14 protein-coding genes are annotated in these 13,059 nt (G+C 55.1%); 13 read left to right on the forward strand and 1 reads right to left on the reverse strand.

The window, feature by feature from the left end; translation table 11 throughout:
- Positions 1-18: 18 nt before the first annotated feature.
- The 7 genes from G538_RS0107120 (at position 19) to G538_RS0107150 (ending at position 6,753) form a co-directional block, all read left to right on the forward strand.
- Positions 19-933, forward strand: coding sequence for a ribonuclease HII (locus tag G538_RS0107120; RefSeq protein WP_029068773.1), 915 nt, complete (start codon positions 19-21; stop codon positions 931-933).
- A gap of 7 nt (positions 934-940) precedes the next feature.
- A complete protein-coding gene (locus tag G538_RS0107125; protein ID WP_029068774.1) occupies positions 941-1,240 on the forward strand; it encodes a DUF2469 domain-containing protein in 300 nt (99 codons plus the stop codon).
- Positions 1,241-1,437: 197 nt separating this feature from the next.
- A complete protein-coding gene (locus G538_RS0107130) occupies positions 1,438-1,833 on the forward strand; it encodes a YraN family protein (RefSeq protein ID WP_029068775.1) in 396 nt (131 codons plus the stop codon).
- Entirely contained in the window at positions 1,830-3,377 is a 1,548-nt protein-coding gene (locus tag G538_RS0107135; RefSeq protein WP_029068776.1) for a YifB family Mg chelatase-like AAA ATPase, read from the forward strand. Before G538_RS0107130 ends, G538_RS0107135 begins: the two co-directional genes overlap by 4 nt.
- Positions 3,374-4,597 carry a DNA-processing protein DprA gene (gene dprA, locus G538_RS0107140; RefSeq protein ID WP_029068777.1) on the forward strand — a complete coding sequence of 408 codons (1,224 nt, stop codon included), beginning with the start codon at positions 3,374-3,376 and terminating at the stop codon, positions 4,595-4,597. The genes G538_RS0107135 and dprA overlap by 4 nt, the downstream gene beginning before the upstream one ends.
- Before the next feature lie 210 nt (positions 4,598-4,807).
- Entirely contained in the window at positions 4,808-5,848 is a 1,041-nt protein-coding gene (locus G538_RS0107145) for a tyrosine recombinase XerC (RefSeq protein ID WP_035833538.1), read from the forward strand.
- A 50-nt stretch (positions 5,849-5,898) separates the two neighbouring features.
- A complete protein-coding gene (locus G538_RS0107150; RefSeq protein ID WP_084618178.1) occupies positions 5,899-6,753 on the forward strand; it encodes a FliA/WhiG family RNA polymerase sigma factor in 855 nt (284 codons plus the stop codon).
- A 46-nt stretch (positions 6,754-6,799) separates the two neighbouring features.
- On the opposite strand, the gene G538_RS15605 is transcribed toward G538_RS0107150, so the two are convergent.
- On the reverse strand, positions 6,800-7,432 hold the full coding sequence (locus G538_RS15605) for a M23 family metallopeptidase (protein ID WP_084618180.1): 633 nt from the start codon (positions 7,430-7,432) through the stop codon (positions 6,800-6,802).
- 343 nt (positions 7,433-7,775) lie between these two features.
- On the opposite strand from G538_RS15605, the gene rpsB reads away from it, so the two are divergent.
- The 6 genes from rpsB to rlmN all read left to right on the forward strand — a co-directional run bounded on the left by rpsB (position 7,776) and on the right by rlmN (position 13,055).
- Complete coding sequence (gene rpsB / locus G538_RS0107160) at positions 7,776-8,648, forward strand: 30S ribosomal protein S2 (protein WP_029068780.1); 873 nt, start codon at positions 7,776-7,778, stop codon at positions 8,646-8,648.
- 68 nt (positions 8,649-8,716) lie between these two features.
- Positions 8,717-9,556 carry a translation elongation factor Ts gene (gene tsf / locus G538_RS0107165; RefSeq protein ID WP_029068781.1) on the forward strand — a complete coding sequence of 280 codons (840 nt, stop codon included), beginning with the start codon at positions 8,717-8,719 and terminating at the stop codon, positions 9,554-9,556.
- A 105-nt stretch (positions 9,557-9,661) separates the two neighbouring features.
- Positions 9,662-10,420 (forward strand): UMP kinase, encoded by a 759-nt coding sequence (gene pyrH / locus G538_RS0107170; RefSeq protein WP_029068782.1) that lies wholly within the window; start codon positions 9,662-9,664, stop codon positions 10,418-10,420.
- Between the two features lie 52 nt (positions 10,421-10,472).
- Positions 10,473-11,030 carry a ribosome recycling factor gene (gene frr, locus G538_RS0107175; protein ID WP_029068783.1) on the forward strand — a complete coding sequence of 186 codons (558 nt, stop codon included), beginning with the start codon at positions 10,473-10,475 and terminating at the stop codon, positions 11,028-11,030.
- Positions 11,030-11,893, forward strand: coding sequence for a phosphatidate cytidylyltransferase (locus G538_RS0107180; RefSeq protein ID WP_029068784.1), 864 nt, complete (start codon positions 11,030-11,032; stop codon positions 11,891-11,893). The genes frr and G538_RS0107180 overlap by 1 nt, the downstream gene beginning before the upstream one ends.
- A gap of 73 nt (positions 11,894-11,966) precedes the next feature.
- A complete protein-coding gene (gene rlmN, locus G538_RS0107185) occupies positions 11,967-13,055 on the forward strand; it encodes a dual-specificity RNA methyltransferase RlmN (RefSeq protein ID WP_035833540.1) in 1,089 nt (362 codons plus the stop codon).
- The last annotated feature ends 4 nt before the right edge of the window (positions 13,056-13,059 follow it).

The raw sequence follows: 13,059 nt of genomic DNA on the forward strand, positions 1-13,059 counted from the left end.
AGTGAACGCCACTCAACTATGACCGACGAACCTAACGCACTTTTTGATGTGAGTTTCCCCGTGCCTCCAGCAACACCTGGTGTCCATGACATCGAACACGAGCCAACTCTAGATATATCGATCGAGTCCTCACTGATCAAGGGGGATGAGTTCGCTAGTGACCGGGAAGAGGTCGACGCGGACAATCTGCACGCAACCCACGTGCGTGCACGAAAGAGTCCTCGTGTTTTTGCTGACCTCACCCATGAGCGCTCTCTTTTTGATCGCGGTGCCCGGCTGATTGCTGGTGTGGATGAGGTAGGTCGCGGCGCTCTGGCAGGTCCAGTGGCTGTTGGAGTGTGCGTCATTGATGCTGGAACCCAGCCCCCGCCCGTTGGGCTCACCGACTCAAAAGAACTTTCTCCTGAAGCTCGTGAACTTTTTGTTCCGATGATCCACGGGTGGTCAGTAGATCACGCGGTGGGGATCGCCGATTCCTCTGAAATAGATGCGATCGGGATTATCGGCGCTCTACGCCTTGCTGGGCAGCGGGCGCTTGGGGAAATTATGCAACGCATCGGCCCCGTTGACACCGTGCTCCTCGACGGGTCGCATGACTGGTTAACTGAACCCGAACAAGACCTATTCGACGCAGTGACCAGTGAACCTCAACCGATTGAGGGATACATCGAACCTCGTGTGGTGACCCGCGTCAAAGCGGACCTTGCCTGTGCAAGTGTCTCTGCAGCATCAATCATCGCCAAAGAATATCGAGATGCGATGATGCGTGACCTAGACCGTGACCACCCCCAGTATGGGTGGGTGACGAACAAAGGCTATGCCTCTTCAGGGCACACGTATGCTCTCAGTACCTTAGGCCCCACCCCCTATCACCGAGTCTCATGGAACCTGCCCGGCGTGGATCCAGCAGCACACGCCACAGATAAGGCATGATGAGACGGTGAGTGCCGAAGAGCTTGAGAACTATGAAACCGATATGGAGCTCGCGCTATACCGTGAGTACCGAGACGTCGTCCATCTGTTCTCCTACGTGGTAGAAACAGAGCGGCGCTTTTACCTCGCTAATAGTGTCGACCTCGACGTGAAATCTGCAGCTGGAGAAGTCTACTTTGAGGTGAAGCTTGCAGACGCTTGGGTGTGGGACGTGTACCGCTCTAAGAGGTTCGTCAAGTCAGTGCGGGTCGTGACGTTCAAAGACGTCAACATTGAAGAACTCACACCAGCGGAAATTTCCTTGTAGCCGCTGCACCCTTGTCCATCAATCAACAACATAGGCCTGCCCACACCATTGAGGTGTGGGCAGGCCTATGTTGTTGATTGAGTTTCCCACAGGGCACATTCGTGGTGGCGGCTCGGACTTTATGCACAGAGAGGCGCGGAAAGGCCGCACGAATGATCGGGACTTGTCCATGATGGCGTGGACGAAAGGACTGACCTATGAGAACCACCCCACAACAGACCGGGCGCTTCGGTGAAGACGTTGCAGCACAATGGCTGACAGAACATGGCTATGTCATTTTGGATCGTAATTGGCGGTGCAGCTCGCCGATCCGAGGCGAAGTAGACATCATTGCTAGGGATGGTTCGACCCTGGTGTTTATCGAGGTGAAAACACGTACAACAACCCATGCCGGGTACCCAGCTGAAGCGGTGACACCTGCGAAGCTGGTGCGCCTGCGTCAATTAACAGCTGCTTGGCTCAATCAGGCACGGTTGGTCATCCAACAAGTTCGCATCGATGTGATCTCCATCGTGCTCAATCCTGCGCCAACACACTCGACTGCAACCACTGGTGGGCCGTACATCGACCATGTGAAGGATGTGCGCTTGTGAGCATTGGGCGCGCTGAAACAATCAGTCTATTGGGGTTAGAAGGTCACACCGTCACTGTTGAAGCACATCTGGCACACGCGTTGCCTGGATTTGTGTTGGTGGGGTTACCAGATGCGTCGTTATCTGAATCGAAAGAACGCGTGCGTGCAGCCATTGCTTCATGTGGAGTGACGTTGCCACCAAGAAAAATCGTGGTGAACCTCGCGCCTGCTTCGCTTCCAAAATCTGGTTCAGGTTTTGATCTTGGTATTGCCGTGGCAGTTATGCATGCGGCTGGACTTCTGCCGTCGCATCAAGAAAATGCTGTGTTTCTCGGTGAACTATCACTGGACGGAACGGTGCACCCTATCCGCGGTATTCTTCCAGCACTGCATGCAGCTTACCGGCAGGGGCGCACGGTGGCTTATGTCCCAATGGGCAATGCGGCTGAAGCGCAACTCGTTGAGGATATTGATGTTCGCCCGGTGTACCACCTGAGCGAACTCGCCACCCAGTTGGGAGCGGATTTTGACGTTCCTGTCATATCACCTGCTCCACCACAGCCTCCGGTGAAAGCGCCAGCGCCCTACAGCCCCGCTGGGGCGCCTGGAGTTAAGGATCTCAGCGATGTTTTGGGACAAGAGAACGCAAAGTATGCACTCGAGGTAGCTGCTGCCGGTGGACACAATCTCCTCCTCGTAGGACCGCCAGGTACTGGAAAGACCATGCTCGCTGAACGTTTGCCCGGAATTCTCCCGGAACTCACCAGCACTCAGTCACTTGAAGTGACCTCGCTCCATTCGTTATCTGGAACATTCGATCCATCACAAGGGCTCATTGTTACTCCACCTTTTGAAGCACCACACCACACGGCAACACCTGCTGCCATTGTTGGAGGAGGCAGCGGAACACCGCGTCCAGGTGCCGCTTCACGCGCTCACCATGGCGTGCTCTTCCTTGATGAAGCGCCTGAGTTCTCCCCGCGAGTACTTCAAACGCTGAGGCAACCGCTTGAAGGAGGGAGCATCGTCATCCAGCGGGCGGCCGCCACCGCGCACTACCCGGCGCGCTTTCAGGTAGTTCTTGCCGCGAACCCGTGCCCGTGTGGGAATGCGATTGGTAAAGGAGACCTATGTGTATGCACGTCGTTACAGCAACGGCGTTACTTCTCTCGATTATCTGGCCCGTTGTTAGATCGGATTGATGTGCAGGTGGAGGTGTTGCCCACCTTGGTGACGGGACGCCCTGCAACGCAAGAAACCACAGCAACTGTCAAAGCGCGGGTGCAAAACGCACGTGATCGAGCCACGCGCCGCCTGCTTGACACTCCCTGGCACACCAACGCAGCGGTTGCGGGGGCATGGTTACGCGACTTAACAGGTCGAGCGCACCCCGTCATGAAGGAACTGGACCGTGCGACCGATACGGGTGCTTTGACCTTGCGTGGAGCAGACCGGGCGCTTCGAGTGGCCTGGACTCTGGCTGATCTTGATGGGCGTGATTCTCCTCGTGTGGAGCATGTCCACCGGGCAATTACTTTACGGATGAGAGGGCAAGGTTTGTGACTGCTTTGACAGATCTCGATGCACGACTGAGTCTGAGTAGAATCGCGGAGCCTGCTGACCCTCTAGTCAGTCAAGTCATTGCTCAATGTGGGGCACCTAAAGCCTGGGAGCTGATCTTCCAGGCGGCGCATGTTGAGTCCCTTGGAGCTGAGAAAGCCACGCAGAAACTCAGTGAAATTCTCTGCATTGAATCACCGCAGCAACGCGGGCACCTCACCAAGGTAAAGACCCGATGGAATGCGCGGCTTCCGGTGGTAAATCCAGACCATGACCGGCGTGCAGCGATAGCGTTAGGTGCGCACCTTGTGTGTCCTCATGATGACTTGTGGCCAGCCCGCTTGGATGATTTAGATGACTGCGCGCCGTGGATGCTCTGGGTCCGGGGTAATCCCGAAACGTTAGTGACCGCGCCAGCCCACCTATCTGTTGTGGGTAGTCGCAATCCCACTGCATATGGGGAACATGTCACGGCCCACATCATTGCTGGGCTCGACAACACGCGAACGTTGCTGGTGTCCGGGGGAGCGTTTGGTATTGACGCGCGTGCACATCACGGAGCGCTAGCGCAAGAAATGCTGAGTGTTGCGGTGCTGGCTGGGGGAGTGGATCGGCTGTACCCGGCAGGTAATCAGCGTTTGTTGGAGTCACTCATCGCGCGTGGATGCGTAGTGTCAGAGATGCCGGTGGGCGCAGCCCCCTCTCGAGTCCGTTTTTTACGTCGCAATCGTTTGATTGCTGCACTGAGCGATGTCACGTTAGTTGTGGAGGCTGCGTGGCGCTCTGGGTCATTGTCAACTGCGAGGCATGCTCAAGACATTGGGCGCACGGTGTTGGCCGTGCCTGGTCCAGTGACCTCTGCGCAATCTGCTGGCTGTCATCGTCTTATTCGGGACGGTGAGGCGCGGCTTGTTAGCGAACCTGCAGATGTTCGTGGCGCGTTGGAAAGCGCGATGCGTGGTAGTGGTTTGACCGAGATTCAGGACGGTGCCCAAGACATGCCCACCACCATGCGGTCTACGGGTGGTGGTGAGTTCGATCTTTTATCGGAGATTCAGCGTTGTGTATTTGAGGCGTTGAGTCCATACCGTTTTCGACATCTTTCAGATCTTGCCCAGATTGCAGGGCTGGGAATTCTCGAAATCCGAGATGTCTTGGGTTCTTTGGAGGTGAAAGGTCTTGTGACATGTGACCGTGATTCGTATCGGCGCACCACTCAATAGTTGCCAACTGGAAACTATTCCCGCAGGTCCGCGCAACGTAACCATGGGAGAAAAAGAGAGGCGGAGCATCAAACGCTTTATATCTGCTCAAATGGTGTGATGATCACCGGTGCGGATACCTGCATGGGGACTAGTCTCCATGCTTGATTTCGGATAGTCTTCGAGGCATTGACGAAGCAACCAGTCAAGAATGCACGTAGCCTCACAAGCATGACGCAACCTGAGGCAGGCCCCGCCAGGCCGAACAACCACGAAGAAGAGCAACCCAGGGAGTCACGGATGACCCTGCTCGATGAGTACGCGACACATCTCGCACTGCGTAAAGGCCTGTCTCAGGCAACAGTACGCGCCTATACGAGTGATGTCCGCGACCTGATTGTATTCCTTGCAGCAGGTGGCGATGCAACGCCTATCGACCCAGAAACGTCACCCACTGATGACCACGAGCCACTCCTGAGCGCAGACCTCAATGATCTGCGTGAGTGGCTAGCTCACTGCCTTGCTCGAGGGGCATCTCGAGCAACATTGGCCCGACGAGGGGCAAGCATCCGGCAATTCTTCCACTGGCTAGAGGACACTAGTCGGCGACCGGACAATCCGGCACGCCGCCTTCGAACTCCCGCGCCAGTTTCAGCGCTCCCTCACGTTCTTACTCGAGGGCAGATAAGCACTCTCCTTGATGCGTTACACGCGAACACTGTCTCCCCAGACATCCAACAAAGCGACGACGACATTCGTCTGCGTCAGGCCAAAATGGATCGACTCAGTGCAGCAGTGGAACTTATCTATGCCACAGGAATGAGAGTTGCTGAACTCGTTGCCCTTGACATGGGTGATATTGACCGATCCTCACAACTCATTACCGTCACCGGCAAGGGGGACAAGCAGCGGGTGGTTCCACTTGGAACCCCAGCACTGCACAGCCTTGACCAGTGGCTCAACCGTTCGCGACCACTTTTGACTTCTGACGCCAGCGGAACCGCAGTGTTCCTTGGCGTACGCGGGGGCAGATGGAACGTCAGACAAGTTCGCGAAGAAATCGAAAAACTGGCGGAATCCGCCGATCTGAATGTTGTGCGGCCCCACGATCTGAGGCACACAACAGCAACACATCTGCTTGAAGGGGGAGCAGACATGCGATCTGTCCAAGAGATCCTAGGACACTCGTCATTGCGTACTACACAGCGCTATACCCACGTGACAACGTCGCGGCTACGCGCAACCTACGCCCAGGCCCATCCACGAGCCTGAGTTCCCACCAAGTCCTTGGTTTTACCGCCATAAACATCAAGGGGCAGCAGATGTCAACGATAGTTACTGAAACCCAGGGAGTAACACTCCCCGCCGGTCCACGAACCCCGGTGCCAGACCCAGCAGGCCATGCGTTGGAAGCTCTTTCTGAAATCCAACAGTTGTGGCTCGACTACAAAGCAACACCAACACCATCCGGCCGAGAGCGACTCATTTTGCACTACGCTCCACTGGTGTCCGCTATAGCGGGACGAGTGGGAATGCGATTGCCGAATACCGTTGAGTCGGCTGATCTTGTGTCATACGGAATGTTCGGTCTCATCGATGCGATCGACAAGTTTGATCCGAGCAGAGACATAAAATTTGAGACCTACGCATCCACCCGCATCCGCGGAGCAATCATTGATGAGCTCAGGGCATTGGACTGGATCCCACGGTCAGTGCGATCACGCGCCAGGGAATATGACCGTGCGTGCCAGCATCTCGAAAACACTCTGCACCGCGAACCTACTAATGCTGAAATTGCAGGGCACATGGGCGTCAAAGAGAAAGATATCTGGCAACTCCAGTGGCAAGTCTCGAGTGGCAATGTCATTGCACTCGATGAAGTTGTTGCAACAGGAGATCGCGTAGACCAGATTTCTGCCATGGAGAGCGTTCAACGAACAATGACTGATGACCCAGCGCAATCATTCGCTCAGGTAGAAATGCGAGAAATTCTTGGTTCAGCAGTTGACCAATTGAATGAGCGAGAGCGTGCAGTAGTGACCCTGTATTACTTCAAATCAATGACACTGAGTGAGATCGGACGCTTACTCGGAGTTACTGAATCGCGAGTATCACAAATGCACTCAGCGATTCTTCTGAAGTTGCGGAAACAACTCATTGCAGTAGAAGCGGATTGAACGAAAAGTGTACTGCGACGTGGTCGGCTAAACATGGTGTGCATGGTTAGCCGACCAAACGCACGGTCTTCCAGGGCGCTAAAAGCAGCCATGGATCCAGGTAGGTGCGCCCGTCCTTAAGTCCCCAGTGGACGCATTGGATCGCTGCACAATGTGAGTGGTTATCCTCAGAAACTGTCGCGAAGTAGTCGCCAGCACGTACTGAGGTTCCCACCGGTAACGTTGTGCGTGCTGGCTCAAAAGTTGACCGCAGACCACCCGGGTGCGTCACAACCACCAGATGTTTTCCACCAACGTTGCCAGCGAATGTGAGAGTGCCCGCTTGCGGTGCGCGAAGCTCCGTTGCTGGGGGTGCATAAAGGTCAATCCCACGGTGCCCTGCTAGCCAGTTCTGAGCAGGGGGATCGTAGTCATCTGTCAAAATTCCTGCATGCGTAAGAAGCTCGCGCTGGAGAGGGACTCCGTCATGCGCCACTGGAAGAAAACCCTCAACCGCAGATGGCTCCACCGGTGACTCAACAACTGGACGACTCGCATGTGCAGTAGTGAGCGACCCTACGCTCAATAGTGCGATAGAAATGACAAGCCTCAGGTAAGTGAAGCGGTGAACGACCCTACGCCGAGATGAGGTAGGGGTCTGTGACGCAGTGCGTGGTGTACGTGCCATCTGGATGGTCATGTTTCTACGCTAAACGCGTGGCGTAGGCCGGGTGAGGTTTTCCACAGACGGTGACGTTGTGGAGAGGATCACCTTGGTGTCTGCGCCGATTGGTGTCCATGCTATGAAAGCATCGAGTACTATTTATTGTGCAGCACTGCGCTCATGCGCATGTGACTAAAAGCATCCTGTAGAGCCTCTCGTTGTCTTTTAAGACGACGACGTTGCTCCTGCTACGCGCCGTGGTCCCTTGTGGGCGCGCGTGACAGGGATGTGGAGCGACACTTCGTGTGTCGAAAACCCGGATATGCGGCGTCATGCCGCCAGAAACGCGCGCTTCGGTGCGCACTGAAAGGACACTGCCGTGGCAGTTGTAACCATGCGCCAGCTTCTTGATGCTGGTGTGCACTTCGGACACCAGACTCGTCGCTGGAACCCTAAGATGAAGCGTTTCATCTTCACTGAGCGTAACGGCATCTACATCGTTGACCTTCAGCAGTCACTGTCATACATTGACCGCGCGTACGAGTTTGTCAAGGAAACCGTTGCTCGTGGCGGATCTGTTCTCTTCGTTGGAACAAAGAAGCAGGCACAAGAGCCAGTTGCTGAGCAAGCCGTTCGTGTTGGCATGCCATACGTGAACCACCGTTGGCTCGGTGGAATGCTCACTAACTTCCAGACAGTGAACAAGCGCCTGCAGCGCCTGAAGGAACTTGAGCAGATCGACTTCGACGACGTTGCTGGGTCAGCTTTCACCAAGAAGGAACTTCTCATCATGCGTCGCGAGAAGGACAAGCTCGCTCGCACCTTGGGTGGTCTTCGTGACATGACCCGTCTGCCTTCTGCGTTGTGGGTTGTCGACACAAACAAAGAGCACCTCGCCGTTGACGAAGCTCGCAAGCTCGGAATCCCTGTTGTGGCGATTCTTGACACAAACTGCGACCCAGACCACGTGGATTACAAGATCCCAGGTAACGACGACGCGATCCGCGCTGTTGCCCTGCTTACTCGTGTCGTCGCAGATGCAGTAGCAGAAGGTCTTGTTGCTCGCAGCAAGGGTGGCAAGGCTGACGCTGAGCCACTCGCTGAGTGGGAGCGCGAACTCCTCGAAGGTGCACAGGAATCACCTGCAGCGCCTGCAGAGGCGCCTGCCGTTGAAGCTGCTCCTGCAGCAGAGGCCGCTCCTGTAGAGGAAGCAGCCCCTGCTGCTCCTGAGGCTGAGTCAGAAGCAAAGTAAGTCGATGTGGTGGCGCTGGGGTACAGCGCCACCACAACCATTCACTCAAGCTAACCTAGGGAAACAACATGGCAAACTACACTGCCGCTGACATCAAGGCGCTGCGTGAGCGCACCGGTGCAGGCATGCTCGACGTCAAGAAGGCTCTTGATGAGGCTGCCGGTGACATGGACAAGGCAACAGAAATCCTTCGAGTCAAAGGGCTCAAGGGTGTCGCGAAGCGTGAAGGTCGCTCAACATCCGAAGGGCTTGTTGCTGCCCGCATCGTTGACGCAGGCGAAGGCCAGCGTGGCGTACTTGTAGAAATCAACTGCGAAACAGACTTCGTCGCAAAGTCGCAGAAGTTCATTGACCTCGCGGAGCAGGTTCTCGAGTCTGTAGTTGCTTCAGGCGCTACCTCTGCAGAAGACGCACTTGCTGCGGAAACCAACGGAACCCCGTTGCAGACCACTATCGACGAAGAAGCTGCGACTCTCGGCGAGAAGATCGTTTTGCGTCGGGTCGCTGTTGTTGAAGGTCCTGTCGTTACTCAGTACCTCCACCGCACGGCTAAGGACCTCCCACCAGCAATTGGCGTTTTTGTTGTCACTGACGCCTCGGGTGCTGCAGTTGCTAAGGACGTTGCACAGCACGTCGCTGCTTTGGCTCCAGAGTTCCTTGCTCGTGAAGACGTACCTGCTGACCAAGTGGCCAACGAGCGTCGCATTGCGGAAGAGACATCACGCAACGAAGGCAAGCCAGAAGCAGCTTTGCCAAAGATCATCGAGGGTCGCCTTAACGGTTACTTCAAGAACGTCGTTCTCCTTGAGCAGCCATTGGCTAAGGACCCAAAGAAGACAGTCGCACAAACAGTTAGCGATGTGAACGGTGAGCTGAAGAGCTTCGTCCGTTTCCGCGTCGGTTCCTGATAGGCTTCACCCGGTATGCCCGGCTCACAGAATGTGAGCCGGGCATCCGTGCACGTACGATCAAAGAGCACTGCGACATCCCGTTTCACAACTGCGGAGAACACGATGACCTTTACCACGCCCACAGCTACAACACCTCCAGAGATCGAGAAGACTCCCGCCCGTCGCGTTTTGCTGAAACTCTCAGGTGAGGCGTTCGGTGGAGGACAAATTGGTTTGGCATCGCACGTTGTACGCCGCGTGGCAGCCGAAATCGCTGAAGCCGTAGGGCGAGGTGTGCAAGTTGCCATTGTTGTCGGTGGGGGTAACTTCTTCCGCGGTGCTGAACTTTCCCAGCAAGGACTTGACCGTGCACGTGCTGACTACATGGGCATGCTTGGCACGGTGATGAACTGTCTAGCATTGCAAGATTTTCTCGAGCAGGCTGGTGTCCAAACACGAGTCCAAACGGCTATCACTATGGGTCAAGTCGCAGAGCCGTATATTCCACTTCGTGCTATTCGCCACCTCGAAAAGGGGCGAGTAGTGATATTTGGTGCTGGTGCTGGGATGCCGTACTTCTCCACAGACACGGTGGCCGTGCAACGTGCACTGGAAACCCACTGCGAAGAAGTTCTCATGGGCAAAAATGGGGTTGATGGTGTCTACACAGACGACCCGCGCACAAACCCAGACGCGACCCTTCTTGATGAGTTGACCTACACTGATGCCCTTGTCCAGGACCTTGGAGTAATGGACGCTGCAGCGATGAGCTTGGGACGTGACAACCACCTGCGCATGCGTGTCTTCGGCATGGATGAACAAGGTAATGTGACACGTGCACTTGTTGGTGAACGTATCGGAACCACCGTAACGAGTAACTGACAAGGTTCCCCCGGAACAACTGGCTCGCCCAGCGAGTCGTAAAGGAGAAATAATGTCTGACGAGATTCTGCTCGAAGCAGAGGAAAAGATGGATCGCGCCGTCGAGGTGGCCAAAGAGGAATTTGCAGGTATTCGCACTGGTCGAGCCAACGCTTCGATGTTCTCCAAGATCATGGTGGACTACTACGGTGCACCAACTCCGCTTCAGCAACTTGCGTCCTTCAATATTCCAGATGCTCGTACCGTCTTGGTTGTGCCTTACGACAAGTCAGCGATGGCTCTCATCGAAAAAGCACTGCGTGATTCCGACCTCGGTGTCAACCCATCAAGTGATGGAAACGCGATTCGCATTGTTTTGCCAGCTCTGACCCAAGAACGTCGTCGCGACTATGTGAAGCTTGCAAAAACTAAGGCAGAAGACAGCAAGGTTGCGCTGCGTAACATCCGTCGTAAAGCGAAAGACGGCCTTGATCGATCAGTGAAAGATGGCGACATCCCTGAAGACGAAGGCACGCGTGCTGAGAAAGAACTTGAAGCACTGACGAAGCGTCACGTCGAAGAAATCGATAAGCTCCTTGCCGGCAAAGAAGCTGAGCTCCTCGAGGTCTGATGAGTTTTCAGGAAGGCCTGTCGAACACGGCGACCGCGAAAAGCGGACGAAACATCCCCGTAGCGATCGCTGTTGCGGTGGGTCTGCTTGGCGTGGTCGCTGCGTCGCTATATTTCCGTAAAGAGTTTTTTGTACTTGTCGTTATTGTCGCGGTTTGCTTTGGCATGTGGGAACTTGCGAAAGCGTTTGAACGTCGAGATATCAATGCACCGCTGCTACCTATGTGGGTAGGTGCAGCTGGCATGTTGGTATCAACGTACCTTGCTGGGCCTGAAGCCTTGATGGTGTCGTTCATTTTGACAATAGCCGGGATCGTTGTGTGGAGAGTTATTGACGGCGGTGGGCAACATGCCGTCAGGGACTGCACGGCTGCAGTTTTCGCAACAGCCTACCTCCCTTTGATGGCAGGTTTTGTTGTCATGATGCTTGCGCAAGACGACGGTCCGATACTCGTTGCAATTTTTATCTTGTTGGCTGTTGCCAATGACACGGGCGGATTTTTCGCAGGGGTTGCCTTCGGGCGGCACCCTTTAGCCCCGTCAATTAGCCCGAAAAAAAGCTGGGAAGGACTAGCTGGCTCATTTCTTCTAGCTCTCGCCGTGGGAATAGTTGGAACAGCGGTGGTGTTGGACTTCAATCCAATGGTTGGTGTTGCACTGGGTGTACTTACCCCGATTACAGCTACCATTGGCGACCTGTCTGAATCCCTTATCAAACGGGACTTGCAGATCAAAGACATGGGATCTATTTTGCCCGGCCACGGCGGGGTCCTTGACCGAATCGATTCAATGCTCTTAACTGCCCCTTTTGTCTATTTAATGTTTACTGCCGCTGCCAACTTGCCGACCGGACCAGTCGTTTAAACGACGGTCAGAGAAATTGTGAGAGAACACCTTGGTTGAAGTACGCCCTACCCCCAGCACGATTCCCCTGCAGATGACCGCTCCGCGCCGGGGTAAAGCTCCTCGACACTTTGCAGACATGAGTGTCGATGAGCGCAAGGAGGCTGTCACTCAACTTGGCCAGAAGCCCTTCCGTGCTCGCCAACTCAGTACCCACTACTTCACGCACTACACGGCAGATGCGCAGAGCATGACTGATCTGCCTGTTGGTATTCGCGATGATCTAGTGGAGCAGCTCATGCCACCACTCGTTAACAAGATTCGCACTCTTGAAGCAGACCAGGGCGCAACAGTGAAAACACTGTGGCGACTCTTTGACGGCATCAAAGTTGAATCAGTTCTGATGCGGTATCCAAACCGATCAACTCTTTGTGTGTCAAGCCAAGCGGGCTGTGGGATGGCCTGCCCTTTTTGTGCTACTGGGCAGATGGGTCTGACACGTAACCTCTCCACGGCAGAAATCGTTGAACAAGTTCGCCAAGCGAGCTTGTCATTAGCCAGCGGTGAGATTCCAGGTGGACCTGCTCAACTGAACAACCTCGTTTTTATGGGCATGGGGGAGCCGCTTGCAAATTACAAGGCGCTCATGGGTGCGATTCGGCAATTTGTTGCCCCTCAACCTGATGGCTTTGGGTTGTCTGCGCGAAATATCACGGTGTCGACAGTGGGTCTCGTACCGGCCATGAAAAAGCTGGCTAAAGAAGGGCTGCCACTAACGCTAGCGTTGAGTTTGCACGCCCCGGATGACGAGTTGCGTTCGGAACTGGTCCCCATCAACACGCGCTGGACCGTTGACGAAGCGTTGGACGCCGCTCGTGAGTACTTCGAGGCAACGGGACGTCGAGTTTCTATTGAATACGCACTGATCAAAGATATGAACGATCATGCGTGGCGAGGCGACCTCCTGGGGGAGAAACTCAACAGTAGGGGGCGTGGTTGGGTTCACGTCAACCCCATTCCACTCAATCCCACACCCGGGTCAATTTGGACGGCAAGTGACCGTGACGTCGAAAAAGAGTTCGTCGCGCGCTTGCGTAACCATGGAATTCCCACGACAGTGCGGGATACTCGGGGAAGTGACATTGACGGCGCATGTGGCCAACTGGCAGCCGACGAGCAGTAAGGTG

Origin of the sequence: Jonesia quinghaiensis DSM 15701, assembly GCF_000423205.1 — a bacterium.
Taxonomy (GTDB): Bacteria; Actinomycetota; Actinomycetes; order Actinomycetales; family Cellulomonadaceae; genus Jonesia; species Jonesia quinghaiensis.